General features: G+C 47.4%; 28 protein-coding genes. 22 read left to right on the top strand and 6 right to left on the bottom strand.

The annotated features are described in order from the left end of the window. The first annotated feature begins 105 nt into the window (after positions 1-105). The 4 genes from ACFQS8_RS11375 to ACFQS8_RS11390 are packed head-to-tail and all read left to right on the top strand — an operon-like array spanning position 106 to position 2,873. On the top strand, positions 106-537 hold the full coding sequence (locus ACFQS8_RS11375) for a DUF350 domain-containing protein (RefSeq protein WP_382167471.1): 432 nt from the start codon (positions 106-108) through the stop codon (positions 535-537). Between the two features lie 34 nt (positions 538-571). Continuing rightward, on the top strand, positions 572-1,405 hold the full coding sequence (locus tag ACFQS8_RS11380) for a S1 family peptidase (protein ID WP_382167473.1): 834 nt from the start codon (positions 572-574) through the stop codon (positions 1,403-1,405). Between the two features lie 19 nt (positions 1,406-1,424). Continuing rightward, positions 1,425-2,321 (top strand): orotidine-5'-phosphate decarboxylase, encoded by an 897-nt coding sequence (gene pyrF, locus ACFQS8_RS11385; RefSeq protein ID WP_382167475.1) that lies wholly within the window; start codon positions 1,425-1,427, stop codon positions 2,319-2,321. An 18-nt stretch (positions 2,322-2,339) separates the two neighbouring features. Then, entirely contained in the window at positions 2,340-2,873 is a 534-nt protein-coding gene (locus tag ACFQS8_RS11390; protein ID WP_382167477.1) for a paraquat-inducible protein A, read from the top strand. Here the strand turns inward: ACFQS8_RS11390 and ACFQS8_RS11395 are convergent. The 3 genes from ACFQS8_RS11395 to tsaD all read right to left on the bottom strand — a co-directional run bounded on the left by ACFQS8_RS11395 (position 2,857) and on the right by tsaD (position 5,373). Next, positions 2,857-3,150, bottom strand: a complete 294-nt coding sequence (locus tag ACFQS8_RS11395; RefSeq protein ID WP_382167479.1) for a YciI family protein — start codon at positions 3,148-3,150, stop codon at positions 2,857-2,859. The two genes, ACFQS8_RS11390 and ACFQS8_RS11395, sit on opposite strands and share 17 nt — an antisense overlap. Before the next feature lie 16 nt (positions 3,151-3,166). Continuing rightward, positions 3,167-4,159 carry an NAD(P)H-dependent glycerol-3-phosphate dehydrogenase gene (locus tag ACFQS8_RS11400; RefSeq protein WP_382167481.1) on the bottom strand — a complete coding sequence of 331 codons (993 nt, stop codon included), beginning with the start codon at positions 4,157-4,159 and terminating at the stop codon, positions 3,167-3,169. Positions 4,160-4,254: 95 nt separating this feature from the next. Next, complete coding sequence (gene tsaD, locus ACFQS8_RS11405; protein WP_382167483.1) at positions 4,255-5,373, bottom strand: tRNA (adenosine(37)-N6)-threonylcarbamoyltransferase complex transferase subunit TsaD; 1,119 nt, start codon at positions 5,371-5,373, stop codon at positions 4,255-4,257. Between the two features lie 84 nt (positions 5,374-5,457). Here tsaD and hemC point away from each other — a divergent pair, with 84 nt between their 5' ends. The 8 genes from hemC (at position 5,458) to ACFQS8_RS11445 (ending at position 16,332) form a co-directional block, all read left to right on the top strand. Next, entirely contained in the window at positions 5,458-6,438 is a 981-nt protein-coding gene (hemC, locus tag ACFQS8_RS11410) for a hydroxymethylbilane synthase (protein WP_382167485.1), read from the top strand. Continuing rightward, positions 6,435-7,169, top strand: a complete 735-nt coding sequence (locus ACFQS8_RS11415) for a uroporphyrinogen-III synthase (protein WP_382167487.1) — start codon at positions 6,435-6,437, stop codon at positions 7,167-7,169. The genes hemC and ACFQS8_RS11415 overlap by 4 nt, the downstream gene beginning before the upstream one ends. Positions 7,170-7,235: 66 nt before the next feature. Next, the gene (locus tag ACFQS8_RS11420) at positions 7,236-8,837 is read left to right on the top strand and encodes a hypothetical protein (protein ID WP_382167489.1); all 1,602 of its coding nucleotides are present in this window, start codon (positions 7,236-7,238) and stop codon (positions 8,835-8,837) included. Further along, positions 8,837-10,294, top strand: a complete 1,458-nt coding sequence (locus ACFQS8_RS11425) for a heme biosynthesis protein HemY (protein WP_382167491.1) — start codon at positions 8,837-8,839, stop codon at positions 10,292-10,294. The genes ACFQS8_RS11420 and ACFQS8_RS11425 overlap by 1 nt, the downstream gene beginning before the upstream one ends. Before the next feature lie 207 nt (positions 10,295-10,501). Further along, positions 10,502-12,340 (top strand): ABC transporter ATP-binding protein, encoded by a 1,839-nt coding sequence (locus ACFQS8_RS11430; protein WP_382167493.1) that lies wholly within the window; start codon positions 10,502-10,504, stop codon positions 12,338-12,340. Between the two features lie 95 nt (positions 12,341-12,435). Next, positions 12,436-13,551, top strand: coding sequence for a GNAT family N-acetyltransferase (locus tag ACFQS8_RS11435; protein WP_382167495.1), 1,116 nt, complete (start codon positions 12,436-12,438; stop codon positions 13,549-13,551). Between the two features lie 161 nt (positions 13,552-13,712). Then, positions 13,713-14,930 carry a threonine ammonia-lyase gene (locus ACFQS8_RS11440; protein ID WP_382167497.1) on the top strand — a complete coding sequence of 406 codons (1,218 nt, stop codon included), beginning with the start codon at positions 13,713-13,715 and terminating at the stop codon, positions 14,928-14,930. A gap of 103 nt (positions 14,931-15,033) precedes the next feature. Beyond that, on the top strand, positions 15,034-16,332 hold the full coding sequence (locus ACFQS8_RS11445) for an FKBP-type peptidyl-prolyl cis-trans isomerase (RefSeq protein ID WP_382167499.1): 1,299 nt from the start codon (positions 15,034-15,036) through the stop codon (positions 16,330-16,332). Positions 16,333-16,414: 82 nt separating this feature from the next. Here the strand turns inward: ACFQS8_RS11445 and ACFQS8_RS11450 are convergent, their stop codons facing one another. Then, positions 16,415-17,077 carry a tetratricopeptide repeat protein gene (locus tag ACFQS8_RS11450; protein WP_382167501.1) on the bottom strand — a complete coding sequence of 221 codons (663 nt, stop codon included), beginning with the start codon at positions 17,075-17,077 and terminating at the stop codon, positions 16,415-16,417. 67 nt (positions 17,078-17,144) lie between these two features. Between ACFQS8_RS11450 and ACFQS8_RS11455 the strand changes: the two genes are divergently transcribed. Then, positions 17,145-17,990, top strand: a complete 846-nt coding sequence (locus ACFQS8_RS11455) for an SDR family oxidoreductase (protein WP_382167503.1) — start codon at positions 17,145-17,147, stop codon at positions 17,988-17,990. Here the strand turns inward: ACFQS8_RS11455 and ACFQS8_RS11460 are convergent. Next, positions 17,987-18,754, bottom strand: coding sequence for an alpha/beta hydrolase (locus ACFQS8_RS11460; RefSeq protein ID WP_382167505.1), 768 nt, complete (start codon positions 18,752-18,754; stop codon positions 17,987-17,989). The genes ACFQS8_RS11455 and ACFQS8_RS11460 overlap by 4 nt on opposite strands. Before the next feature lie 119 nt (positions 18,755-18,873). Here ACFQS8_RS11460 and ACFQS8_RS11465 point away from each other — a divergent pair, with 119 nt between their 5' ends. From ACFQS8_RS11465 to ACFQS8_RS11500, 8 genes are all read left to right on the top strand, one after another. Next, positions 18,874-20,118, top strand: coding sequence for a glycosyltransferase family 4 protein (locus ACFQS8_RS11465; RefSeq protein WP_382167507.1), 1,245 nt, complete (start codon positions 18,874-18,876; stop codon positions 20,116-20,118). Next, a complete protein-coding gene (locus ACFQS8_RS11470) occupies positions 20,115-21,179 on the top strand; it encodes a glycosyltransferase family 9 protein (protein WP_382167509.1) in 1,065 nt (354 codons plus the stop codon). The genes ACFQS8_RS11465 and ACFQS8_RS11470 overlap by 4 nt, the downstream gene beginning before the upstream one ends. A gap of 92 nt (positions 21,180-21,271) precedes the next feature. After that, positions 21,272-21,811, top strand: a complete 540-nt coding sequence (infC, locus tag ACFQS8_RS11475; protein WP_382168608.1) for a translation initiation factor IF-3 — start codon at positions 21,272-21,274, stop codon at positions 21,809-21,811. Between the two features lie 72 nt (positions 21,812-21,883). Then, positions 21,884-22,294 carry an I78 family peptidase inhibitor gene (locus ACFQS8_RS11480; RefSeq protein ID WP_382167511.1) on the top strand — a complete coding sequence of 137 codons (411 nt, stop codon included), beginning with the start codon at positions 21,884-21,886 and terminating at the stop codon, positions 22,292-22,294. Positions 22,295-22,672: 378 nt separating this feature from the next. Then, the gene (locus tag ACFQS8_RS11485; protein ID WP_382167513.1) at positions 22,673-23,281 is read left to right on the top strand and encodes a hypothetical protein; all 609 of its coding nucleotides are present in this window, start codon (positions 22,673-22,675) and stop codon (positions 23,279-23,281) included. 254 nt (positions 23,282-23,535) lie between these two features. Further along, a complete protein-coding gene (gene rpmI / locus ACFQS8_RS11490; RefSeq protein WP_382167515.1) occupies positions 23,536-23,736 on the top strand; it encodes a 50S ribosomal protein L35 in 201 nt (66 codons plus the stop codon). 46 nt (positions 23,737-23,782) lie between these two features. Next, positions 23,783-24,145 (top strand): 50S ribosomal protein L20, encoded by a 363-nt coding sequence (gene rplT, locus ACFQS8_RS11495; RefSeq protein WP_382167517.1) that lies wholly within the window; start codon positions 23,783-23,785, stop codon positions 24,143-24,145. 99 nt (positions 24,146-24,244) lie between these two features. After that, complete coding sequence (locus tag ACFQS8_RS11500; protein WP_382167519.1) at positions 24,245-24,745, top strand: hypothetical protein; 501 nt, start codon at positions 24,245-24,247, stop codon at positions 24,743-24,745. Positions 24,746-24,754: 9 nt separating this feature from the next. Here ACFQS8_RS11500 and ACFQS8_RS11505 read toward each other — a convergent pair whose 3' ends face one another. Next, entirely contained in the window at positions 24,755-25,417 is a 663-nt protein-coding gene (locus ACFQS8_RS11505) for a DUF2161 domain-containing phosphodiesterase (protein ID WP_382167521.1), read from the bottom strand. 164 nt (positions 25,418-25,581) lie between these two features. On the opposite strand from ACFQS8_RS11505, the gene pheS reads away from it, so the two are divergent. Then, a complete protein-coding gene (pheS, locus tag ACFQS8_RS11510; protein WP_382167523.1) occupies positions 25,582-26,667 on the top strand; it encodes a phenylalanine--tRNA ligase subunit alpha in 1,086 nt (361 codons plus the stop codon). Positions 26,668-26,669 lie beyond the last annotated feature (2 nt).

Below are 26,669 nucleotides of genomic sequence, written 5' to 3' on the forward strand. Positions count from 1 at the left end.
GCGCACCGTTTCATTAGGCCAACAATTTTAAGAGCGCTCATTCTCAGGCCGCGTGCATTCGATATTCTCACAACGCGTAAAGCGCAAAATAAGGGTAGGACAACCATGAAAGCTGCTGTTGAATCATTTGTTTCAGGGTTTCCAAGTTTTCTAATCTATACCGGAACAGCTGGTGGATTGCTTCTCCTCGCATGTACATTTTACATCCTACTAACACCGCAAAAAGAAATGGCCCTTCTGCGTTCAGGAAACGCCTCCGCAGGTTTAGCCCTTGCCGGTGTCATCATTGGTCTAGCCATTCCAATTGCATCCTGTCTGGCATCGTCTGTATCGCTCGCGGACCTGATTATATGGGGTATTGTTGCACTCCTTATTCAGATACTCGCCTTCCGTTTTGTTGACCTTATCCTACGTGACCTGCCAAAGCGTATCGAGAACGATGAAGCCGGTGCTGCAATCCTTTTGATCGCCGTAAAAATAGCGTCCGCTCTGATCATTTCTTCCGCACTTTGGGACCCGAATGTTGCACGCCTATAGACTGCCAGATTGTTCCTCTTAAGAGTGATATTTTATGCGTATACCTGACTGGATCGTACTATTTGCTGTATTGGGCATTGTCTTATGGGCGCTATTTTCCGGCGCGCGTGATAAAGCCGATGCACCAGAAGCACCTCCTGTTGAAATGTATGGCGATACAGGCGGTCTCCTCCCGCAAGCGCAAGCTTTTGATGAGGAAATCCTCGTTCAAATTGGTGACGCTGCCGATGGGATGGGCACAGCCTTTGCCATTGATCAAAAAGGGCTTTGGATGACAGCCCGCCATGTGGTCGACAGTTGTGAAAATGTTGGCCTACTATATGGCGGCGGCAGAGTTATGCCCGTCAATGAAATTACAACTTCAGAAGACTCAGACATTGCAATATTAAGAACCCAAAGCGCCCCAAAAAGCTTACACATAAGCACATCTGAAAATTTGCGCCTAAATCAAGCAGGCTTCCACATTGGCTACCCTCAAGGCCAACCGGGGGAAGTGTCATCTCGTTTGCTTTCACGCTCTCGCCTGATTACGCGTGGCCGTTATCGCAACGAAGAACCAGTTCTAGCATGGGCGGAAATGGGACGTACACGCGGCCTTAAAGGCACACTAGCCGGCATTAGCGGTGGTCCAGTATTTGATAATCACGGAAATATTGTCGGGGTTACAGTTGCAGAAAGCCCAAGACGAGGCCGCATTTACACCGCTGCTCCAGAATCGCTTGGCCGCGTCCTAAGTGGAACGCCCGTCGCCGATGAAGGCAGTAATGATTTTTCATTGGGTACAGGCACATATGGCCGTGAAGCAGACCGTCTGCGCAGAGAGCTTTCGGTCGTCAAAGTCATTTGTCAGGCCGACACCACTCGCTAATATCTAATTTGAGACCCTTATGAGCACACCGACACCTTTTGCTGACCGCCTTATGCAGGCTACCCTTAATCTTGGCCCTTTGTGCGTTGGTGTTGATCCTCACTATGGTCGCATTCCTTCCCTCTTTGGCGGCAACACGCCTCAAGGTGTCGCCAATTGGGGTGAAGCAATCATCGCGCGTTGTGAAGGCAAAGTCGCCATGGTCAAGCCACAAGCTGGCCTGTTTGAACGTTGGGGTTCTCAAGGAGTCGCCGCTTTAGAGCGCGTTTGTGTTGCCTCTCAAAAAGCAAACCTACTAGTCATGATGGATGCAAAACGCGGAGATATTGGCTCAACAGCTGTCGGGTATGCAGAGGCATATTTAGGTGCAGATGCCTGCGCTCCCTCTGATGCCATCACAGTAAATCCCTATATGGGATTGGATACACTTGAACCCTTTGTGGACGTGGCTTTGCGTGAGGGCAAAGGCATAGCTGTCCTAGCACGCACATCCAATGCAGGATCTGCTGATTTTCAGGCCAAGGACTTGGATGGCGCACCCCTCTTTATGCGGGTAGCTCAAGCTCTAAACCCACTCGCAGAACGCCTTAAAGGTAAAGATACAAAATGGTCTGGCCTTATGCTTGTTGCGGGTGCTACAGGCCCTGAGGAAGCTAAACAATTGCGCCAAGCAGCTCCTATTTGTCCTTTCCTCGTTCCTGGATATGGAGCCCAAGGTGCTGGTGCAAATGAAGCCGTTGCAGGTTTTGTGAGCGGCCCAAAAGGACTTGAAGGCGGGCTCGTAAACGCATCTCGCTCAATTACCTTTCCTGATGCTGCACAAAACGCCTCAACTGCGAAAGAATGGGATTTAGCTGTAGATGCTGCTATAGATGCTGCCCAATCTGATCTATTAAGAGCTGTACGCCAAAACTAATATGAAAGGGCGCACATTATGATCGCCCTTAAGCGTAGCATTGCTCTAATATGTGTTGTGATCGCATGGCCGCTTTTGGCGGCGGGCTATCTGCTGCCTTTAATCGAACTTAAAAAGCTGAAATTTTTCACAGATACACCCTCTCTCTTGTCCGTCATTGCTGGCCTCGCAGACGAGAAAGACTATTTTCTGGCAAGCATTCTTGTCGTGTTTACGCTCATTTTTCCAATTTCAAAACTCGCTCTCTTATCAGCTCTAGTGCTCTCTCCTAAAAGTCAATTTGCGCCTATCACAAAATGGCTTGCCCGATTGGGTAAATGGTCCATGCTTGATGTTTTGATATTGGCAGTCAGCGTGTATGCCGCGCATAAATCCGGCCTTGCATCTGCGGCCAGCCAACCGGGAGCTTGGTGTTTTGCATTGAGTATATTGCTTGCTGCTCTCGCAGCTGAATTTATTCCCCAATCACCACAAAAAACGGCGCAATCTTCAAAAGAAAGCGCCGCTAATCAAACTTTATCTACCCGCGATAAATTTATTCAGGCGGATTAAAAACCCACTTGTACAAACGCACATCGCAAGATGAAAACAATCCTGCTTTTGCATAAGGATCTTCTGCTGCAATCTCATGGGCCGCATCCAGGTTTTCTGCCTCAACAACAATCAGTGACCCAGCAACTGTTTCTCCATCATGCGCCATAACAGGGCCAGCAAGCTTCAACTGATCTCCTAAGCGGCGCAAATACTCCAAGTGAGCTGGACGTGTTTCTGCGCGAATAGTTGGGCCATCAGGGCGGCGATCCATCGCATAAATTGAAAAATAGGCCATTGAAGGGTCTCCGCTATTAATTTTCGGCTTTAAAAGGTCGCTTCAATAACGCCTCTATACCTTGAGAAAGCGTTATACGTTCAGCAACGATTTCAGCAACCGTCTCACATATAGGCATTTCAACATCAAGCTTTTTCGCTAAAGCAGCAATTGCAGGCGCAGTCGCAACGCCCTCGGTCACAGCAGTGCGGGATGCAAGAATTTGCGACACAGTCTGCCCCTGCCCCAATGCATACCCAAAACTCATATTGCGTGATTGGGTAGAAGAACATGTCAGCACCAAATCACCTAAACCACACAAACCTTTTAGCGTTTCTGCATTTGCGCCCAACGCCACGCCCAGACGCGTTAATTCTGCAAACCCACGTGAGATAAGCGCGGCATGCGCTGACTTTCCAAGCCCTTTACCTTCGACAATACCACACGCAATTGCCAGCACATTCTTCACCGCGCCACCTGCTTCGGCACCAATTAAATCATCCGAAAAATAAGGTCTAAATTCAGGACGCCCAATTGCATCCATCCAGCGTTCGCCCTCTTCAGGGGATGAAGCTGCCAAGGTAACAGCCGTTGGCAAACCAAGCGCCACATCTTTTGCAAATGAAGGTCCAGACAGCACAGAAATCACAGCGCTAGGAATAGACTCGCTCAATACATCCGTCATCATCTTTAGCGAACTTGCCTCAAACCCTTTTGAACAAAGCATCACCGAAATGCCTTCAGGTGCAGATTGACCAAGCAGCTCTAAACTTCCTCGCATAAATTGGGCTGGCGTCACCGCCATCACCGCATCACATTTTGCAATTTCAGCCATATCACTCGTTGCGCGAATACCTTCAACAGCTGCATCTGGAAGATATTTTGGGTTTTTCTGGTCATTATTGATCGCGTCGACAACATCTTGTTCACGCGCCCACAACACGACATTCCGGCCAGCGCGTTGAGCATTAATAGCTAGAGCTGTTCCCCATGCGCCTGCACCGATCACGCCTATGGTTTCAAAACTCACATCTGCTCCAATTCAACTCGTTTTGCTTTTCAAGCAATTATCTTTCAATGATTCTAAACATGCCAATGCAGGATACAAGATTTAAGTTTGCAAATCTAAGCTTTAGCACCCTTACGTCCGCTACCAGAAGCTGGAGAATTTACCGCAGCCTTACCATCAAGGGGCCAGCGGGCACGCGCAGACACATCAAGCGGATCGAACTGGCCGAGCAGATAGCGTTCAAGTCCTGCCAAGGCGATCATCGCAGCATTATCAGTACACCACCTCATAGGGGGCGAGGCGAATGCAAAGCCCGCTTCTTTCGCATCCGCTTCCAATCGAAACCGCAATGTTTGGTTTGCTGCAACACCACCTGCCACAACAAAATGAGGGCGTTCAGCATTTATACGCTCTCTGAAAATATCCATAGCTTGGCGTGTCCGCGTGGATAAAATATCAGCAACAGCAAGCTGAAAGCTCGCACAGATATCCGCCTTTCGTTTATCATTCACTGGTTCTAATTCGACAGCGCGCCGTACTGCTGTTTTCAGGCCCGCAAACGACATATCCAGCGTGTCTTTGCGGTTCAGCAAGGGACGCGGCAAATCAATCGCTTCTGCATTTCCTTGCTTGGCCCACCGCTCAACAGCCGGACCACCAGGAAAGCCTAACGCCATGATTTTAGCGGTTTTATCAAAAGCTTCCCCCGGCGCATCATCAATAGTTGAGCCAAGGCGTTCATAGTCCCCCACACCCTTCACCATCAAAAACTGGCAATGACCACCAGATACCAAGAGCAAAAGATAAGGAAACTCAACTTGCCCCGTCAAACGCGGTGACAAAGCATGCCCTTCAAGGTGATTTATCCCCATAAACGGCAAATCATGCGCCAATGAAATAGCTTTCCCCGTCATCAGCCCCACAAGCACACCGCCAATCAATCCGGGTCCAGATGTCGCCGCCACACCGCTTAAATCTTTCCAATCAAGCCGGGCTTCTTCCATCACTTCTTTAATCAGGCCATCCATTCGCTCGACATGAGCCCGCGCCGCTATCTCAGGCACAACCCCGCCAAAAGCAGCATGCTTGTCGTCTTGACTGGCTATGCGCTCTGCTAGAACCTCAACACCGCCATCATCGCAACGGCGCACCAAAGCAGCGGCTGTTTCGTCGCAGCTGGATTCGAGACCTAATATAATAGGGTTATCAAGTATTTTAGGTGTATCTTGCATCATGATCGTCGCGCTTGTACTCCCCATTATGCACAATACCAAGCGTCACAACACAAAGTCGTTGCAAAAATTGGAGAATATCTCATCGTGAGCACTCAAAATCCGGTCTCCCCCTCACCAGACAATGCAAAAGACAGTGCCCAATTGGTCAAAATCGGAGCGCGCGGATCACCTCTAGCCATTCAGCAAGCAGAAGATTTTGCTGCGCGCTTAAAAAATGTCCTCGGCGACAAAATTGAGATTGAAATACTTTCCTTCACAACATCTGGCGACCAATTGCTTGATAAACGCCTCCAAGATGCTGGCGGGAAAGGCCTTTTCACCCGCGAGTTAGACCTAGCCCAGATGACGGGCCGCATCGATATCGCCGTTCACTCATTAAAAGACGTGCCGACAATCCTCCCTGATGGTTTAATTATGGGTAGCTACCTACCTCGCGAGGATGCTAGAGACGCCCTTTTTGGCAAAGTCGCCAACATTTCAGACCTTCCTCATGGTGCCACTTTGGGCACAGCCAGTTTGCGCAGAGGCGCCCAAGCGCTCGCCCTTCGCCCTGATTTGAAAATCGTCATGTTTCGCGGCAATGTACAAACCCGTCTTCGTAAACTCGCCGAGGGCCATGCCGATGCTACACTGCTCGCCGCCGCAGGTCTAAATCGCCTTGGCATGACAGATAAAGCCGCAGGTTTTATGCCCAAAGACCAGATGCTTCCCGCATGTGGACAAGGAATTGTCTGCACGACTTTGCGCGATGACGCACCCGATTGGCTCATTGAAGCGAGCGCGCAAATAGATGTCCTTGAATCGCGTATCGCCGCTCATGCTGAACGCGCCTTCCTCACACGCCTAGATGGATCATGTCGTACACCTATCGCTGGCCATTTCTCTTTCACGGACAATGGTATTCATATGGCTGGAGAAGTGTTGGAAGATGATGGCAGTGAGCGCTGGTTCGCAGAATATAGCCAAGCTTCAATTCCCACCGCGGAGGATGCAACAAGAATTGGCCATGAATTAGGAGAGAAAGTCGCGCAAGCACGTGATGCTTCAAAGAGTAACTCTCAATGACCCCCAAAGACACACCTTGGCGCACAGTTTTGGTAACCCGCGCAGAGCCGGGCGCAACGCACACCATGACGCGGCTCACTAAAATGGGCCTGCTCGCGGAAAAACTCCCCGCTATAAAGCTCATTCCCTCTTCAGTTGTCTTCAGCGAACAGAATTTTGAAGGCGCCCTTATCTTTACCAGTCAAAATGGCGTTCAATTCGCACCGCGCGCACCCTTTAGAAAAGCAAAAAGTGTGTTTTGTGTGGGAGATGCGACAGCACAAGCGGCGCATCAAGCTGGCTTTAAAAACATACTCTCCGCACGCGGCGATGCTGAAGCCCTTATCCAATTTGTCAAAGACCATTGGAAAATAGAAGATGGTCCGCTTTTGCACATGGGAAATGCAGACCCACGCGGCAATATTGTCGCCACACTTACTGAGCTTGGATATGAAGCGCGTTTTATGCCAATCTATAAGGCCAGCATGCCTATCAACTTTGAAGAAAAATTACGCGATCGTCTTTTGATGGACTTAAAGCTAGACGTGATACTTGTTCATTCTCCAATGGCTGCAGCTTTCATTGACCACGCCTTGCAAGACTGGAATAAATTATCAACCGTGACTTTGCCCCAATGTGTTGCAATTTCCCCAGAGGCGGGAAAACCGCTTCAAGATATCTTCAATGGGCAGGTGAGATTTGCTGCAAAACCCAATGAAAATAGCCTGTTAGAACAGCTTATATCACCTTGAACTGAACACATATTTAGCGCATTACTGAAAGTGGTTTAGGGGACGACATTAGGAAGACTTTGCAAAATGAACGATACATCGGATTCAAATAAAAAAGACACTCCAAACTCCAAGGCTGAAACGCCTGTGGATAGTGTTGAGACATCATCCGAAACGGTATCTGATCAAACCCCTATCGATGCTGAATTTGAAAATGTCAGTCCCGAAACGGACACCACACCTTTTGAAGTCAGAACAACAGTTGAGAAGAGCGGGCCAGGTTGGGGCGCAATGCTCACAACGGGTGCTTTTTCGTCTATCATTGGTGCCGCAATCGCCATGGTCGCAACAGGTTCCAGCGGCGTGGACACTGCCAAATTTGCGCCAGCCGAAGTTAAGAACCAGATTTTCGCGGTTGAAGAGCTTCAAAAAGATCTAAACCAACGCGTTCAAGATGTACGTGGTTCTATTTCCGCCATTGAGGCACGTCAAAATACATCCATCACCGAAATAAGAACGCTGCTTGATGAGCGCCTTGAGGGTGAGACCTCCATACGTGATGAATTAAACCTGCTCACATCTCATCTCGAAACAATTCTCGAAGATGGTTCAACCAATATTCAAACGTCAGAAAACACAAACCAAACATCCCAAGAAGACACCACATCAAATCTGGATACAGACACAAATAACGATTCAGAGACCCCAACGCCTTCTACCCGCCCCTCAAGTCTACTCGCTGTTTTAACACAGTTGGACGCACTGGAAACGAAGATCGCTGAACTTGAAAATTCGGAGGCCGAAAAACTAGCTTCCTCCACGCGTGAAGACGCAGCAGCGGATGGCGCAACTCAACAAGTATCAGCAGATATTTCAAAGCTCATCAAACGTATTGAAGCAGTTGAAAGCGCTGAAACTAACCTAACCCAAGCAATGCAAGCGCGTTCAGATGCCATTCGCGACCTCACACTCGGTCTCAGTCAGACACAAAAATCAGTCAAAAGCATTGAGAACGACATCCAACAATTGCGTACCGCTCAGACGCGACAAAACGCGAATGTGAATACACAAAAAACACCCTCCATTGATTTAGCAGAAGATATGGCAAAAGCTTCATTGGCCGTATCCAAGGTTGAAGCCGCATCAGCGCGTGGAAAACCTTTTTCAAACGCGTGGAATGAACTTGCGAAAGTTATGCCCGACGAAAACGTCATGGGTCTCATGGATATCGCACGTCGTGGTGCCCCTCCATTGGAAGAGATTTCAACAGAATTTGCTCAAATCAAAGATACCCTCATGGCGCGTGCCGCAACACCCAAAAAAGATGATGGCTGGAACTGGGCACGCAAAGCAATGAGCGGTGTTGTAACTGTAAAGCGTACGTCCGGCGATAATATTGATAATGCTGGCAGACTACACAACATCTCTAAAGCGCTTGATGCCAATAATCTTGCGGAAGCGATCAAACACGCTGAGGCCGTGGATGGCACCCTTTCCACAGAAATTGAAAGCTGGCTTGATGGCGCTAAAAGGCGGCTCGCATTTGATGAAGGTATAGAAACTGTTCGTCAGGCAATTTTGCAAAAATCTGGCGTCATCCTTCCTCCTCAACCTAAAGAGCCAAGCTCAACAGTATCTGACCAGAAACAAAAAGCAGGTGCTACAGACAAGAAAGGCGCGTCCGAGTAATGCGTATAATCTTCATTCTTGCACTTGTTGTAAGCTCGATAGGGTTGGCTTTCTGGGCTCTGAATGCACCGCAAGATGTGTCCCTAAAGTTTGGTGACTTTGAATATAACACTTCCCGCGTATTTGCGATTATCGTCCTCGTTCTGGGCGGTGCTGTTATGGCGGCTTTCTGGAAACTGATCATCAATCTGCTCTCCATTCCTTTCGCCCTTACGCGGACAGCCAAACGTGTCCGTTTTGGAAAAGCGCGCAATGCGTTGGCAGAAGGTTTGATTGCCGCAGAAGGCGGCGATTCAAAAGACGCACTCAAAAAAGCACGACAATCCACCAAGCTTTCTCAATCAGACGCCGGCGACCGAAAACTCTCATATTTGCTTGCAGCGCGCGCTGCTGAAGCTAATGGAGATTGGAACGAGGCCGAACACGCCTATAGTGATCTATCACGTGAAAAAGGTGCTGAGCTAGTGGGCTTACGCGGGCTAACTGCCGCCGCAGTGCAACGTGGTGACCTTCGGGGAGCCGAAACTCATACGCGAAAAGCGCTTGATCTAAAAACAAATGCGAGCTGGCCATTTAGCACATTGTTTGAACTGCAAACAAAAGCTGCCAATTGGGAAGCTGCAAGTGAGACTTTATCTATCGGTGAAAAACGTAAATCCATCGATCTGGAAGTCGCACGCCGTCGCCGCGCAGTTCTCTTTACCGCACAAGCAGCACGCATAAGGCAGGAGGCACCCGAGAAGGCTGAACGCCTAGCAGCAGACGCTGCACGCATGGCCCCCAGCTTTCCACCAGCCGCCTACCTCGCGGCACGCTTACAACTAGCAACAGGTAAAACTTCAAAAGCTCAAGCAAGTGTTGAAGGCGCATGGCGAATCCGCCCACACCCCGCCTTAGCACTTTTATGGCGTGACCTTAAAACGGGAGAAGACAATTCTTCACGCGCCAAACGTTTGAAAACACTTGCGAATATAAATCCAACGCACCGCGAAAGCCGAATTCTTCAAGTTGAAGCTGCCATGCTGCAAAGCAATTGGGATGAAGCCGAAAACACACTCTCACACCTCCTACGCGAAGGCGAAACCACCCGTCTTTGTTCTCTCATGGAAGCTATTTCCGCAGCAAAAAATGATGTAAATCAAGCTGCTAGATGGGCCCGCTCAGCTGCATCCTCAGCTCGTGAAGCGGACTGGTCGGACATAGACCCAGAAGGCCGCGCTTTCAACTACAGCAATGATGATTGGGCGCGTCTAATATATATTTTTGGTGATGGCGGCACACTCATCCACCCACGCTATGAAACCTATGGCGGTGAACTTGAAACGATCGCGCACATCGCTTTACCTGCGCCCGTGCAGGAAAATAAAACACCAGAAAAAACAAAGAGTTCAGATACAGAAATATTGGTTGAAGACTCTAATATAGACGCAAGCACGCCTGATAAACCAAGTACGTAAATTTGTAATTTCAGTATTGTTGACAAATAATATCGCATATCGTCCTGATTAGCATATCTGCTCATATAGAATTCATATTGTCTAACATAGTCTGATTTACTAAATCTCCGTATTTTATCTCGCCCAGTATTGAAATTTAAAAAATAAAATCAATGCACTAATTGAAATCTTCTTTTCACTAAACTTGTCCTTTGTTGAGTTTCCCGATTGCTAAATATCTCCTCCCCTCTACTCGATGTTCAAGCTTTAAACGTCACTTTTGATACTCCTGATGCTCAAGTCGAGGCCGTAAAAAACCTTAACTTTCAAGTGCAAGCTGGCCAATGCCTAGGTCTCGTAGGTGAAAGTGGTTCTGGTAAAAGCCAAACAGTTTTGGCTGCATTGGGTTTACTTGCGCAAAATGCCAATGTGACTGGAAAAATACTGTTTGAAGACAAAGACTTACTCGAACTACCTGCTAAAAAGCTAAATACTATTCGCGGTTCTAAAATCGCAATGATATTTCAAGACCCGCTCACCGCCCTAACCCCTCACATGACCATTGGAGCGCAAATGCGGGAAGTTCTCGCACGGCATAAAGGTATAAAAGGGCAAGCAGCAAACAATGCCTGTATGGAATGGCTCGAAAAGGTCCGCATTCCCGAAGCATCTCGTCGATTATTGCAATACCCCCATGAATTATCTGGCGGAATGCGTCAGCGGGTCATGATCGCAACGGCTATGTTATGCGAACCCAGCCTCCTACTTGCAGACGAACCGACCACAGCTCTGGATGTTACTGTGCAAGCACAAGTGCTAGAGCTTATGAACGATCTCATAAAAGAGACAAACGCCGGCCTAGTACTTATCACGCATGATATGGGTGTGGTGGCACGCATGTGTAGTGATGTCGTGGTTATGCGCAAAGGTGAAGCTGTTGAAACCGCAACAGTGGATGACATATTTTCTGCGCCCAAGCATGAATATACAAAAATGCTACTGGATGCCATGCCTCGGCTTGATAGCAAGGGAAGAGGCAACAAAATCAGTGTAGATGACGCCACTAAACCCAACCTTCAAGTTCGCAATCTTGGCGTATCTTTTCCAGTTGCCGGAACAGGCGGATTGTTTAAGAAAAAGCAGAAATTACGCGCAGTTGATGAAGTATCCTTCTCCCTTAAACCTGGGGAAACACTGGGTATTGTTGGAGAAAGTGGCTGCGGTAAATCTACCCTGTCCCGCGCAATTCTTAGATTGATTGACCCGCATAAGGGCGGCGTTAGTTTTCTTGGTAGAGACATTCTTAAAGATAGTCAGAGTGAATTTCGTGAACATCGAAAAGATCTGCAAATAGTCTTTCAAGACCCTGTCGCAAGCTTAAACCCTCGTATGACAATAGGGCAGTCTATCGCTGAACCTTTCTCTGTTTTTCGACCTGAAATGAGTGGTGAAGAACGAGAAAATGCGACACGCGAAATGATGGAACGCGTTGGTCTCGAAGCGAATATGATCAATCGTTACCCACACGAATTATCAGGCGGACAAAACCAACGCGTGGGTATAGCGCGAGCTATGATCCTCAAACCACAATTATTGGTATGTGACGAGGCCGTCTCAGCATTAGACGTTTCCGTGCAATCTCAAATTATTGATTTGCTTATTGATTTGCAGAATGAATTTGGCATGTCCATGCTCTTCATAAGTCATGATCTCTCAGTCGTGAGGGAAATCTCCCATCGCGTTATGGTTCTATATCTTGGTCGCGTTGTAGAGCTGGCCTCTGTTGAGCGGATATTCAACAAGGCAAAACATCCTTACACTAAAGCCTTAATTGAAGCCGTACCACAACCTGATCCAAAGTCAGAAAAACAACGCAAACATGTGCTGTTATCGGGTGATCTACCTTCCCCGCTCGACCCGAAAGCAGGACTACGCTTTATGAAATCTCGATTAAGCGAAACCGGCCCAGATCAATATCGACCTCTTTTACATGAAGTTACGAAAGGTCACTTCGTAGCCGAACACGACCCTATAGATAGGGTAACTGAAGGGTTAGTTGTAAGGTAAAAATTCGACACCTTCTTAAATGCTATACTTACATTATTCGCGTACACTGTTTCCTGAATGGGGATATCTCCAAAGCAAACAGAGTATATTTGTGCATGTGGTATAGAACTGGGCCATTAGCGATGAAAGTGAATTGCGTATCGCCAAGTGATTTGAGCGTTGACGAGCTAAGTGCTTGGAATGCGATACTACGCGATGTGCCTGCCTTTCGTAGCCCCTATCTCTCACCAGGTTGGGCTAAACTCGTTGGCCGATCACGCCCAGATTCAACTGTAGTCGTCTTTCGTAAAGACGATCAACCAGTTGGCTTTCTCCCCGTACAACGTTCAACCGGTCACACTGCCCTTCCTCTTGGTGGTCCAATTTGCGACTATCAGAGTTTGATTGCTCGTGATGACGTACAATTGGATGCCCGACTCGCGTTGGACGAACTTAAAGTCAAACGTATTGATTTTACAGGGCTGACAGATGCACATCCTTGTTGTGCACCTCACATAAAAACTCAAGATTTAGGGATGGTTGTGGACGTCTCCAATGGCTGGGATGCCTATGTCGAGAACCGCCGCGCAGCTGGCTCTAGCGTCTTAAAACGTGTCCGCAAAAAATACAAAAAAATGAAGGCCGAATGTACAAATGTAGAGTTTTCTGCCTTCACGCATAACAAAGATGATTTTAAAACTTTGATGGATTGGAAACGGGACCAGTGGAGACGAACTGGTTCAATTGATATTATGTCAAAGCCGTGGATCAATCAGGTCATATCAGACTCATTTGATGTCTCTGACAATGGTTTTGGTGGCGAACTGTTTACATTAAAAGCGGACGGACAGCTTGTTGCAGCGCTTTACGCACTGAAACTGGACAAGATTTTACATGCTTGGTTTGTCGGCTATTCTCGTGATTACGAAACCTACTCCCCTGGCCTCATTCTCTTTACAGAGACTTTAAAGGCTATGGCTGAATCCGGATATGAGCAATTAGATCTGGGCGGAGGCGAATATCAGTTCAAACAAAGTCTAGCTACACAAACCCGCATGGCTGGCCCCGGCTTTATAGGCTCTTCAAATCTCGCGACATATTCAAGAAGCTTGCAATATGAAGTACGGTCTATTGTCGAAAGTCTTCCTTTGGGATGTGTTCGCTCTTGGCCTGCAAAAGCAATGCGTCGCATGGATATATGGCGCGGTATGAGCGAGTCCAATTCTCGATAATATTCGCAAGATATATCTAATTTTAGGGATTACTGCTCCACATATGAGTGATTATTCTTCCCTGAACTAAAAAAACAGACAATTCTGTCCTGACTTGATGTTGCTGTCTCTAAAAAGCGCGCCTAGTGTCCTGCAAAATTTTCATAGCAGGACTTATTTAAGTGACCGAACCTAAATCCATAACGTATGCTGACATACTTGCCGCCGCTGAGGAATTAAAGGGAGAAGTGGAATATACGCCTATGCGTATGTCACGTACTCTTTCTTCTATTACTGGCGCGGAAATTTGGATTAAATTCGAAAACCTTCAATTCACCGCAGCCTTTAAAGAACGCGGCGCACTGAACAAATTGAAGAGTCTTACAGACGCTGAAAAGAAAGCTGGTGTTGTTGCAATGTCAGCGGGAAACCATGCACAAGGTGTCGCTTATCACGCCCAACGCTTAGGCATTCCAGCAACAATCGTAATGCCGAAATCTACTCCTTTTGTGAAGGTAGAGCACACACGAAACTATGGTGCACGTGTCATCCTTCACGGTGACATGCTGACAGAGTCAGATGCTTATGCACGCGAGTTAGAGAAGAAAGAAGGTCTAACCTTCATCCACCCATATGACGACACCAAAGTTGTAGCGGGACAAGGCACAATCGCGATCGAGATGCTGGAACAACAGCCAGACCTTGAATACCTTATCGTTCCTGTAGGCGGCGCTGGTTTGATCGGCGGAATGGCTGTCGCGGCAAAACACATCAACCCCAACATCAAAATTGTTGGTGTTGAGCCAAGCATGTACCCTTCCCTCACCGCCGAAATGCGCGGCGAAGAAGCTAAAGTTGGCGGCGCAACCATTGCTGAAGGGATTGCAGTAAAAAAGGTTGGTCAACTGGGCGCCGATATTTGTCGAGAGTTAATGGAAGAAGTTGTGCTTGTTGAAGAAGAGCACCTTGAGCGCGCAATCACACTATTAACAACGGTTGAAAAAACAGTCGCAGAAGGCGCTGGAGCAGCAGGCCTTGCCGCACTTCTGGCCTATCCAAGTAAATTCGCCGGACGCCGCGTCGGGCTAGTCGTCTGTGGCGGGAACATTGATACACGTCTGCTAGCATCCGTTTTAACCCGCTCACTTGTGCGTGAAAAACGCCTTTCAAGCATTCGAATTGTCGGTGGAGATAATCCGGGCCTCTTGGCAGAAGTATCACGCATAATTGGAGATGGCGGCGCAAACATTATTGAAGTTGCGCACAACCGTATTGCACTGGATGTTCCTGCAAAGGGTGCTGAATTTGATATTCTCATCGAAACCCGCGATGCACAGCACACACAGGATATCGTGGATTCACTGTCACGTGCAGGCTTCCCACCGCGCAATCATAATTAATTAGACGGGTTCCTATCCTTCAACATGGATAATCAAACACTTTTTTCTTCGTGAATTGAGTGATAGGACCCCTGTTATCCGCAACCAGCAGGAAAGAATGTTCATGCTGAAAAATATTTTGATGAGTTTGTTTGCCCTAAGTTTAGTGGCTGCATGTTCTGACACTAAACCACCGGAGATTTCTTTGACCGATCCATTCGCAACTACTCTTCCATGGGATGCAAGCCGTTCCGACATCGTAAAAACAGAGAGTGGACTACAATATATCGTCCTCAAATCTGGCGATGAGGGCGGTGTTAACCCGATCCCGACAGATCAAGTTGTTGTACATTATGATGGGCGCTTGGCTGAAGATGGTAAAAAGTTTGATTCTTCATATGATCGCGGCGCACCTGCAACTTTCCCAGCTGGCGGCTTGATCCCGGGTTGGGTTGAAGCACTTCAACTTATGCGCGCTGGTGATGAATGGATGCTCTTTATTCCTTCTGAACTTGGCTATGGCGAACACGGCGCTGGTGGTGATATTCCGCCGAATGCTGACCTTGTTTTCCGCGTATCCCTAGAAGAAGTCATCGAAGGTCCAAAACCAATTGCCGTTGATGAAACTGTATGGGCGAAATACGCAAACTGGCCAAAAGACTCTTCCGATGTCAAAACAACAGACAGTGGCTTGCAATATATTGTTCTAAAGTCTGGCGATGAATCTGGTGTTCACCCGACACCAACAGACCAAGTTGTTGCACATTATGACGGACGTTTGGCTGAAAACGGCAAGAAATTTGACTCTTCATACGACCGTGGTGAACCAGCGACTTTCCCTGCTGGACAGCTCATTCCAGGTTGGGTTGAAGCGCTTCAACTTATGCGTCCAGGTGATGAGTGGATGCTATATATCCCATCTGAGCTAGGATATGGTGAGCAAGGCGCGGGCGGTGCTATTCCACCCAATGCAGACCTTATGTTTATGCTCGCTCTTCAAGATGTACTCGTTACACCAAAGTCAGATACTGAAGCATGGGCGAAATATGCAACATGGCCAACAGATTCTGATGACGTTGTAAAAACAGGAAGCGGATTAGAGTACATCGTACTCGAAGCTGGAGATGCTGATGGTGTAAGCCCACGTCCACAAGACATGGTTGATGTGCACTATGAAGGGCGTTTAGCTGTTGATGGAAAAATGTTCGACTCATCTTTCCAACGTGGTGAGTCAGCACAATTTCCAGCTGGTCGATTAATCCCAGGTTGGGTTGAAGGTCTTCAACTTATGAAACCAGGCGACCATTGGCTAATGTATATCCCATATGATCTGGCTTACGGCGAAGCTGGTCGTCCACCCGTGATACCCGCCAAAGCTGACCTTATGTTTGAGGTGTCTCTCATTGGTGTTGACCGCCAATAAGTAGCAACATCGCTTTACACAAAGAAAACGGCGGCCTTTTCAGGTCGCCGTTTTTTTTATTCTTACAGGGTCTTAAAGCCTATTAGCGATTGCGCGCTGCTTCTTTGCGTTGGGCCTCTCTAACATCGCCCCTCAACACTAAAACATCTATATCTTTAGGCGCTAACGCCATCGCCACTTGAACGTCTTGGTGGGCTAATTGCAGTTCACCCAACTCGATACGCGCCTGAATACGTATTTTCAACGCTTCAATATCGTTCGCCTTCAAACGCAGCGCCTCGCTTACATCTGAATCCACGCCAAACCAGTTTTTCAACATCACACGTGCACGTGCGCGGTCTTTATATAGCTCATGATCTTCAGGAGATAAGCGAATTGCATTAGTGAGCGTCAGCTCTGCCGCTTCATACCTATGTGCAAGCAACCAAGCATTTCCAGATTGTGCCAAATACACAGCACGATCTCCGATTGATCCGCCATCCGGCGCGTTTGCCAGATCTTCCAGACGCGCCGCGCCCTCTTCAATCTTTCCAAGCTCAATCAATGCAAGTGCCGTACAATGTCTCGCACGTGCGCGGTTTGTCTCGGCCATCCACGCCAAACCATCCTCATAGGCATCTTCGGGAGATGTTTCCAACTTTTCGAGACAAGCCTCTAATCGTTGAACTTCTTCAGCGGCATATTGCGAGGAGGCATCTAGCATCATAAAAACTGATACCAGACTAGACTGGACGAGAGCGATCATAGCGGCTTACTCCTAAAGCAAGATCTTACGCTATCTTTAAACGCTCAATCCCAAAGGTACAAATGACATGACTGTTAAATCCTTAATGTGTTTTGGATATGGCTACACTGCTAAAAGTTTGGCAAGAAACGTTTCGATTTCGAATTGGGAAATAATTGGCACAAATCGCACACCCGAAACGAAATTTTGTCCTGAAAACAAAACAGTCCGTCTCACCCCATGGCCGGCACCCGATTTCACCCTAAACCGCCCTGATGCTGTACTCATTTCGGTTCCGCCAACTGACACAGGCTGTCCTGTTTATGCCCAGTTTAAAGATCATTTCGCCCCCGAAACATGGATAGGATATCTATCTTCTACCGGCGTATACGGTGATTTGGGCGGTGGTTGGGCTTTTGAGGAAACCCCCATCAATCCGTTAAGCGAAGAAGCAAAAAAGCGCGCTATTGCTGAAACACAATGGCAAGATTTAGGCGCACACATATTTCGACTTCCGGGCATATATGGGCCGGGCCGCTCCACTTTTGATCGCCTAAGAACGGGCAAATCACGTCGCATCATCCGTGAAGGTCAGATATTTTCCCGCGCACATGTGGAAGATATAGCTGATATTTTAGCTCGCTCAATCGCCAAGCCAAATCGCGGACGCATCTATAATGTTGCAGACGATTTGCCCTCACCACCACAGGACATCATTACCTATGGTGCCCATTTGCTAGGCATAGAACCGCCGCCCAAAGTTTTGATTGAAGATGCAAATCTGCCCCAAAAGGCGCAGCGCTTCTATACAGAATGCAAACGCATTTCCAATGCCCGCATTAAATCAGAGCTCGGTTGGCTTCCCAAATACCCCAGCTATAAACAAGGTCTCCCCGCAATTTTGGAAGCAGAGCAATCAGAAAACCGCGTTTAGCCTCCAAGCTTTCTCGCTATGTCAAAAACAGTCTCTTTAATAAGTGCTATATCTTGAGGCCGAGACATGCGGTGGTCTCCATCCTTCACCATGTGGAAATGCACATCTTCTGAAGTAATCACATTCATAAGCTCTTGGGCATGCGTCCAAGGTACAGCATCATCGCGCATCCCCTGAATAATACGTACCGGAATTTCACCTAAATCAATCGGTGCATCCATAATCTGCAATGCGCGCCCTGCATCAAGAAGATCCTTCGTAATCGGATAATCCCCTTCATAGGGAGATGGACGCATCCAAAAACCTTCTTCTTCTACTTGGCGACGCTGCTCAGACGTGAACTCTTTCCACATCAATTTTTCGGTAAAATCTGGTGCTGGCGCAATCAATACCATTCCCTTAATTCGGTCGGGACGCGCCATTGCTGACAATAAAGACGTCCACCCGCCCATAGAGGAACCAACCAAAATAAGAGGACCATTTGTAAGTTCATCTATTGCAAAAATGGCATCTCGTTTCCAATCCGCAATCGTTGTTTGCGCAAATGGAACATCGCTTTCACCATGCCCCGTATAGTCAAATCGCAAAAAGGAGTGATCAGCTTCAATCGCGGCTTGATGTAATTCCGTCGCTTTGCCGCCCATCATATCAGAGCGCAAACCACCACACCAAACCAACCCCACTTTATCGGCATTTCCAAGTGTACGCCGATAAGCGATCTTGCCCGCAGGAGATTCAATAAATTCAGTTGAAGCAAAAGACATTGGGTACTCCGCGATTTGTATCCTATATAGGTGTTCGGTCTGATCTAGTTTATATACAAAAATTGTCCAAGCGATTTGCATACTTATCAAAACATGCGTTCACGAATGAGAGCACCTTTATGAATACCGATCTACACAATAATGGTGCGTCGACAATCCCTAAAACAGCGAATGTCGACCTTGCAGGAAAAACTATTTTGCAAGTCATACCCGATCTTGCTGCCGGAGGAGCCGAACGCACCACAATCGAAGTTGCAGAAGCTTTGGTGAAGGCGGGGGCGCGTGCGCTTGTTGCCAGTTCTGGCGGACGACTTGAAGACGAATTGCGGGATGTTGGCGGCGAACTCTTTTCCCGCGCCTCATTACCGTCCAAAAACCCAGTCAAACTTATTCAAAATATGTTCTGGCTAAAAAGCCTCATCAAAAGTGAGAAAATTGATCTTGTCCACGCCCGTTCACGCGCCCCCGCTTGGAGCGCATATTGGGCATGTGGACAAACACACACGCCCTTCGTGACCACATATCACGGTGCCTACAATGCCAAATCAGCTGCAAAGCATTGGTATAACTCTGTCATGGCACGCGGAGACTGCGTAATTGCAAACTCATCTTATATCGCAGAGCACGTCGCCTTAACCTATCCGGACGCGGCCAATAAAATTATCACCATTCCGCGCGGTGTTGATTTAGAAGCGTTCCAACCCTCAATGATAAGCCAAGACCGTAAAGACGCGATCTTGAAAGCATGGTTTGATGGTAAGACACCTAAAAAACCAATCCTGCTTCTTCCCGGGCGACTAACTGCATGGAAAGGCCAAAGGCAGGCCATTGAAGCGCTAATTCAACTGGCAAAAAACGACGAAAAAGACTGGACTCTCATCCTTGCAGGGGATGATCAGGGCAGAAGTGATTACACTCAAAGTCTTCACACCCTCATAAATGAAGCCAGCCTACAAAACCAAATTAAACTCGTCGGTCATTGCTCTGATATGGCGGCTGCTTTTAGCGTTTCAGATATTGTACTGGCTCCGTCTCAAGAACCTGAAGCCTTTGGTCGTGTTGCCGCCGAAGCCGGCGCATTAGAAAAACCGACAATTGTATCAGACCTTGGCGGACAACGTGAAACTGTCATTCAGGGTAAGACAGGGCTACGTATAAAACCACATGATGTGGGTGAATTTGCATCTGCCTTAAGAACACTACTTTACATGTCGAAAACAGATCGCGATGCTATGGGGCATTGCGCTGGTGCCCATATTCGAGCCAACTATTCAAAACATAATCTTCAAAACGCTACTTTAGGTGTTTATGTTGATGTCTTGGAGCGCAATAAAAACGACGATCTGGTGGGGCAGATAAAATGATGCAAGATACAAATGTAGACTTTATGCCTCCCGAAAATCCGGGGGATAAGCTGCGTCGTGTTCTCGTCATTCAGTTCGGCCCCATGCGCACTTTCTTGGAAGGCATGGCGGCCAGCGCCTATGTGCGGCGCACCCACCGCTCGGCACATATCACTTTACTAACCGAAGCGCGCTTCCTCGAATTTGGAAAAGCATGCCCCTATTTCAATGATGTTGAAGCACCTGAGGAGCGCACGCGCGATTTTGCTTTAAAGAAACTCAAAGCCGCCAAATATGAAATGGTCTATGATTTTCAAAATGACGCCAATAGTCATGCGATTGCAAAATCATTGAACATCAAGCTCAATTCAAGCAGTCAAAAAGGTGCGTCCCACCCCTATCAAAGTTTTTCACCAAACGAACATTATACACGCCGAATGGCCGATCAATTGTTTTGCGCCGGCATAACTGCCATTGATGGTGGGGCTTTAAAACGGTGGGATGAAAACGAACGCCCCGAATTAGACTATAGTTGGATACGCGCCGCTTTTAGAAACTCTCCGCGATTGGATCCCGCTTTCTTTAATTTATATGGGCGTTTCGCCTTAGTCATACCCGGCGGTCCGATTGACGGCTCAGAAGATGGTTGGTCTCCAAAGAAATTTGGAGCACTCTGTCGCAAAATTCACGAAGCGGATCTCATTCCCGTCATCATTGGTAACCCCACGCAAGGCCAGACAGCCCAAAAGATTGTCAATGAATGTGAGGAAGCTAAAAACCTCATTTCACGCGCAGATTTTTTCCAAATGGTCGCCTTGGCACAACACGCCGAATTTTTCGTCGGCGGCGACACAGGACCAACCTACCTCACCGCTAGCGTTGGTTTGGCTGGTGTTGCTATTTTTCGTCAAGCAGGTTCAGAGGTGCAAACCGACCCATTTACGAGCGTCTGGGATAATGAAACTCGGTTAAGTCAATATGCGCCTCGCGGTGGCAATATTATTGTCAATAATGCAGCAGTTGTAGACTTTTTAAGCCCAGATGACATATGGCGCTCCATTTTAGCGCTGAATGTGCTATGATCGGCTTGGATATTCATTTTCCTATCTTGAAAGATAACCAAGAATAGGCCAATGGATATTTGTTAAAGATTGGCAACTACAGGAGAATAGCCATAGCACGTCGTCCACAAGCAGCAGCGCCTGCAAAGAAAACCGGCCCAAACGTCAACCAAGACATCACTGCCCCCCGCGTTCTACTCATTGATGAAAACGGTGAAAAGCAAGGTGAGATGCCTCTTAGTTCTGCGCTTGATGCGGCCCGGGAAGCTGGCTTGGACCTCGTTGAAGTATCAGGTGGATCACAGCCGACAGTGGTGAAGATCCTTGATTACGGAAAAGTCCGCTTCGAAGAACAAAAGAAACGCGCCGCTGCAAAGAAAAAGCAGAAGGCTGCGGATCTTAAAGAAATCAAGATGCGTCCAAACATTGATACCCACGATTACGAAGTCAAAAAGCGCGCAATGACACGCTTCTTTGAAGACGGAGATAAAGTCAAAGTGACTTTGCGCTTCCGTGGTCGTGAGATGGCGCACCAACAATTAGGTATGGAACTCCTTCAACGTGTAAAAGATGACTTCGCTGAAGAATCTAAAGTTGAAGCAGAACCAAAGCTTGAAGGCCGCCAAATGACTATGGTGCTTTCACCGCGTTAATTCGCAACATAAAGATCAGCCATCGCGCATGTTCAGAAAATCAAGCATTTCACTCAAACGGGGTTAAGTTAGATGCGACATAATTTGAAACGATTGAGCGGTGGCCGCTTTATCTTCGGAATAGGCACTGTTTTGGTAAGTGTTGCGATGCTTGGCGCATGTGCAACACAGCAACCATCAAGCTCGCATGAAGCGCACTCAACGCAGGATGCCACCACACACAGCTCAGAAGGGCAGCAGTCTGCGACCTCTCCCGAAGCAGGCACAGAGCAGAACACCGTAAATGGCACACAAAAAGATACATGTGGCGCTGACCCACTAAAAATGCTTATCGGCAAAAGTATCGCTGCCGTCACAATGCCAGCAAGCCAGAATGTACGTGTGATTGGAGTGAACACCCCCGTTACACGTGATTTTCGTCCTGACCGCATCAATATCGAAATTGATGAAACAGCGATTATCACAAAAGTCTATTGTGGCTGAACCAGCGTTTTAATCTGACGCGAAAACCTGTCTCTACATGACACTCAAACGCCGCTCATCACTGTTTTGCGTGGTTTTTTGACCGCCCAAACACAAAAATTGCATTTATTTCAGTCGATAAAATCTATCGAACGAACCAAGTTTGCATCACTAAAGTGACGAAAAACGTCCGTATTCCCTCATTTTTAGGTCAATTTGTGCCAAATTAAGACATTGGTTAACAAGAGATTAATTTTTTCTGAAAAAAAATAATTTAAAGCTGGATCAGTTCTTGCAACGCTGTTATGCAAATATGAACCCCTCATTTTTTCAGACCTAGCTACTCAAAAATGCATTAGTCAGAATGAATAGAGAATAAAGACCCAGGAAACGTCCACTATGCTGAAGAACCTTAAAACTGTCGCCGTATCAATGCTTGCTGCTGGATTTGCTACTTTAGGCATGTCCAACCAAACAGCCCAAGCAAACGATGTGCAGGACTTTTTATCAGGATTTGATTTTGAAACAGGTCGCGTATTAATCGTGGCACCCGAAGGTGTTCGTCCATCTTCTGATTGGTCTATCCGCTTCAGCGCCGACTTTGGAACTCGCAAAGCAAACTCATCACCTATTATGATTGATTATGCCTCAGCGAACGCCGCGTCACAGGCACTACCAGTAAGCGTTTCACAAGAAAACGCATTCATGCTCGCTGTACAACCAGCCCTGAGTTCTGAAGCCGCTCAGACTCGCTCTGACTTTGTGAACCTGTCCCAAATGGACGGCGCAGACCAATTGGATATTAACATGCAATTGGGCGCTAGCTTCAAAATTGATGGTGAAAAACAAGCCAGTGTTTGTGCAAAGACCAAAGTGCCTACTCCTGTAGACGTTTGGATCAAGCCTTCAGAAAATGCAGATTGGCAGCGTTTGTCTGACATGGAAAACCTTTGGAAATTTGGTTTCTTCCTACGTTCAGCAATCAACTCAGCTTGCCCAACAATTTAAACTAAGAAGACGATAAATATACGACCTAAGGCGATTGATTATTCAGTCGCCTTTTTTATGCGTAGAGCACTCTTAAATCACGTCGCCTAAACAGCTAAATATTACGCGGATGTGATTCTTTTCGCTTGATTATTTCCTCCGTCTGCGTATAAGTCCGCCTTCGCGTACTAGCTGGGCCAATAGGCATGCCTTGTTAGTCAGAACTCAAGTCCATGTGAGATGTAAATTTCACGCAGACCTATTAGGAGATGAAAATGCCAAAGTTGAAAACTAAAAGCGGTGTAAAAAAGCGCTTTAAATTGACTGCAACAGGTAAAGTAAAATCAGGCCAAGCTGGTAAGCGTCACGGCATGATCAAGCGTACACCTAAGCAAATCCGTCAACTTCGCGGAACAACTGTCATGGCGTCAAACGAAGCACGTAAAGTGAAGGCATTCCTTCCATACGGCCTCTAAGCCTTTTGCATCAATTATAATTACACCGAATTTTTAGGAGAAGCCCATGGCACGCGCACGCGGTAAAGTCCCAGCACATGCTCGCCACAAAAAAGTACTTAAAGCTGCAAAAGGTTATTACGGTCGCCGTAAATCCACCTTCCGTACAGCTCAATCTGCCGTAATGAAGGCAGGCCAATACGCTTATGTTGGCCGTAAAGTTAAAAAGCGTGCTTTCCGTTCGCTTTGGATCCAGCGTATCAACGCTGCTGTTCGTGAAATCGACCCGAACACAAACTACTCAACTTTCATCAACGGTATCACAAAAGCTGGTATCCAGATTGACCGTAAAGTTCTTTCTGACCTTGCAATCAAAGAGCCTGCAGCATTCAAAGCAGTCTTCGACAAAGCAATGGCAGCTATCGCTTAATTAGCGACACATTGAAGAATTCAAAGAACGCGCTAGTCTTTTGATTGGCGCGTTTTCCGTTTTAGAGAATCCATATACTGATAACTTTACAGCTCTCATGTGGATTATTTTGAATTGACTAACAACTACACACAAGCGTGTCTTGACCTTCCAAATTTCCCCGCAGACGTAATGGATATTTGGTTACGTTCTGAGATTGAGAAAAAAGGGTGGCCTCCATCTCCTCTGAATGACTGGAAATATCTTCAAAAAAAAATCAAAAGCATTCAGTACCTACAAAATTTGAGATGGAACCTTCAAGAAATAGAGCTACTCGACATTAACATAATGCAAGAGGACGTCGAAACCATACAGTTAGTGTTGGGGAACGGTTATGGCTCCAAACACAGGATCGATTCAGTCCTTCAATATTTTGAAACAAAACCAATTTTTCCCAAACCAATCATTCTTGAGAAAATAACCGACGGCTACAGTTTGTTAGACGGAAATCATCGCTTCGCAGCATTCCTGATTGCCATAAAAAACAACAAACATACCAATAAGTTCGTACAAGTTTCTTTAAAACAACCCGCGTGGATTGCAACCAAGATGGATGCTTAAGTTCATTTTCTACCCCCCCTTCACCCCCTCAACACCATTAAGTGTAAGGCCATATATCCCCTTCTCTACGCGCTCAAACCAGCCATAATGGTCATCCGCCATTAAGCGCGTTGCGCGCTCAACGCCTGTGGCTTTGGCGACGACTGCGCCTTTGCTTGGGCCTTCGGCTTGTAAAAATTTTGCGCACAAGATTGCATCTTGGCGATAGGCTGTGATCAGCCCTACCCGCGTCTGCCCGCCTTGATTGGGATCACCCACACGCCGCGCGAATTCTTTAAGTAATCGCCCCTGCCTCACTTTGGATTTTCGTGGTTGATAGGGCGCAGGATCACAATGCACTTCAACGAGTTCATCTTTTAGACGCACCGTCACCAACCCGAGTCCCAAACGCCGACATAATGACAAATGCCCCTTCATCGCTGTTTGAAATGCTTTGCCGCTCCCGCGCGGTATCACCAAATACACATCATCGCTTATTGCTTGTCGCGCCACGCCTTGATGCAAGAGTGCGAGATTAAAGTTTAGTTTCAACTCTACCAAAACAGGCGGCTCTTCCCCGCGAATTGCCACAACATCCACCGCGCCAATCTCGGCTTTCACCTCATATCCTTGCCCTTCAAGAAAAGATTTGATCGGCAGATAAAGGTCAGTTTCTTTGGGCTTTTGCGGCATTAAATCTCATTCTCCCACATGTTTAAAACGAGTATGTTTCTCAGTTATCAGGAATTTCTTTAAGCATAAGCTTCACGCCCAACAAATAATCCGCTAATCCACAAGCCAACATGTTCTTAGAGCTATTTGCTCTATCTTTAATCCGACTATGAGGTGCCTGCCCGATGACGGCCACGCTCGACAATCTCGACGCTCTTGAAACTGAAATCTCAGCCGCAATCAACGCGACTGCCAACGAAGCTGCACTTGAAGAATTGCGCGTTGCAGAACTTGGCAAGAAAGGCCGTGTATCCTTATTGATGCGCGAGCTTGGAAAGATGAGCCCTGAAGAGCGCCAAGTCGCTGGCCCGAAGTTAAATGGTTTAAAAACGCGTCTGGGTGATCTCATCACGTCTCGCAAAGAGATTCTGGAAACAGAAGCGCTAAATGCGCAACTCGCCGCTGAAACGCTAGATATGTCCCTACCGCCTCGTCCTGAACCCGTTGGCGCACTTCACCCTGTCATGCAGGTATTTGAAGAAGTTGCTGCGATTTTTGGCGATATGGGTTTTGCTGTCGCTGAAGGGCCAGACATTGAGGATGACTTCCACAATTTCACAGCGCTAAACTTCCCTGAAGGTCATCCGGCCCGCGAAGATCATGATACATTCTTCATGGCACCAGATAGCGATGGCAATCGCAAAGTCCTTCGTACACACACATCACCCGTACAAATCCGGACAATGATGAGCCAAAAGCCACCTATCCGCGTGATTATTCCGGGCCGCGTATACCGCAAAGACTGGGATGCAACACACACACCAATGTTCCACCAAGTGGAAGGTCTTGTTATCGACAAGACCACAAACATGGGTCACCTCAAACAATGTCTGACTGATTTCCTTGAAGCATTCTTTGAAGTGGACAATGCCGAAACGCGTTTCCGCCCACATTTTTTCCCATTCACCGAACCATCGGCTGAAATGGATGTGCGCTGTGATCGTTCTGGCGACAGTATCAAAGTCGGACAAGGTGATAGCTGGCTGGAAATTCTTGGCTCTGGCATGGTGCACCCGAATGTATTGCGCAATTGCGGCCTCGACCCAGACGAATATCAGGGCTTTGCTTTTGGTATGGGTATCGACCGTTTGGCCATGCTTAAATACGGTATGCCAGACCTACGTCCTTATTTTGAAGCAGATGCAGACTGGATTTCAAACTATGGCTTCAAGCCTTGGTTGTTGCCAACGCTAACGGGTGGCTTGAGCTAAGC

It is taken from the genome of Hirschia litorea (assembly GCF_042665075.1).
Classification (GTDB): Bacteria; Pseudomonadota; Alphaproteobacteria; order Caulobacterales; family Hyphomonadaceae; genus Hirschia; species Hirschia litorea.

Coding starts and splice junctions, on each gene's coding strand:
- ACFQS8_RS11390 (WP_382167477.1), top strand. CDS start 2,340: ATGATCGCCCTTAAGCGTAGCATTGCTCTAATATGTGTTGTGATCGCA.
- ACFQS8_RS11380 (WP_382167473.1), top strand. CDS start 572: ATGCGTATACCTGACTGGATCGTACTATTTGCTGTATTGGGCATTGTC.
- ACFQS8_RS11465 (WP_382167507.1), top strand. CDS start 18,874: ATGAATACCGATCTACACAATAATGGTGCGTCGACAATCCCTAAAACA.
- ACFQS8_RS11480 (WP_382167511.1), top strand. CDS start 21,884: ATGCGACATAATTTGAAACGATTGAGCGGTGGCCGCTTTATCTTCGGA.
- ACFQS8_RS11455 (WP_382167503.1), top strand. CDS start 17,145: ATGACTGTTAAATCCTTAATGTGTTTTGGATATGGCTACACTGCTAAA.
- ACFQS8_RS11450 (WP_382167501.1), bottom strand. CDS start 17,077: ATGATCGCTCTCGTCCAGTCTAGTCTGGTATCAGTTTTTATGATGCTA.
- ACFQS8_RS11445 (WP_382167499.1), top strand. CDS start 15,034: ATGCTGAAAAATATTTTGATGAGTTTGTTTGCCCTAAGTTTAGTGGCT.
- tsaD (WP_382167483.1), bottom strand. CDS start 5,373: ATGATGCAAGATACACCTAAAATACTTGATAACCCTATTATATTAGGT.
- ACFQS8_RS11485 (WP_382167513.1), top strand. CDS start 22,673: ATGCTGAAGAACCTTAAAACTGTCGCCGTATCAATGCTTGCTGCTGGA.
- ACFQS8_RS11470 (WP_382167509.1), top strand. CDS start 20,115: ATGATGCAAGATACAAATGTAGACTTTATGCCTCCCGAAAATCCGGGG.
- ACFQS8_RS11425 (WP_382167491.1), top strand. CDS start 8,837: ATGCGTATAATCTTCATTCTTGCACTTGTTGTAAGCTCGATAGGGTTG.
- rplT (WP_382167517.1), top strand. CDS start 23,783: ATGGCACGCGCACGCGGTAAAGTCCCAGCACATGCTCGCCACAAAAAA.
- ACFQS8_RS11435 (WP_382167495.1), top strand. CDS start 12,436: ATGTGGTATAGAACTGGGCCATTAGCGATGAAAGTGAATTGCGTATCG.
- ACFQS8_RS11375 (WP_382167471.1), top strand. CDS start 106: ATGAAAGCTGCTGTTGAATCATTTGTTTCAGGGTTTCCAAGTTTTCTA.
- pheS (WP_382167523.1), top strand. CDS start 25,582: ATGACGGCCACGCTCGACAATCTCGACGCTCTTGAAACTGAAATCTCA.
- ACFQS8_RS11395 (WP_382167479.1), bottom strand. CDS start 3,150: ATGGCCTATTTTTCAATTTATGCGATGGATCGCCGCCCTGATGGCCCA.
- ACFQS8_RS11420 (WP_382167489.1), top strand. CDS start 7,236: ATGAACGATACATCGGATTCAAATAAAAAAGACACTCCAAACTCCAAG.
- ACFQS8_RS11505 (WP_382167521.1), bottom strand. CDS start 25,417: ATGCCGCAAAAGCCCAAAGAAACTGACCTTTATCTGCCGATCAAATCT.
- ACFQS8_RS11460 (WP_382167505.1), bottom strand. CDS start 18,754: ATGTCTTTTGCTTCAACTGAATTTATTGAATCTCCTGCGGGCAAGATC.
- rpmI (WP_382167515.1), top strand. CDS start 23,536: ATGCCAAAGTTGAAAACTAAAAGCGGTGTAAAAAAGCGCTTTAAATTG.
- pyrF (WP_382167475.1), top strand. CDS start 1,425: ATGAGCACACCGACACCTTTTGCTGACCGCCTTATGCAGGCTACCCTT.
- ACFQS8_RS11415 (WP_382167487.1), top strand. CDS start 6,435: ATGACCCCCAAAGACACACCTTGGCGCACAGTTTTGGTAACCCGCGCA.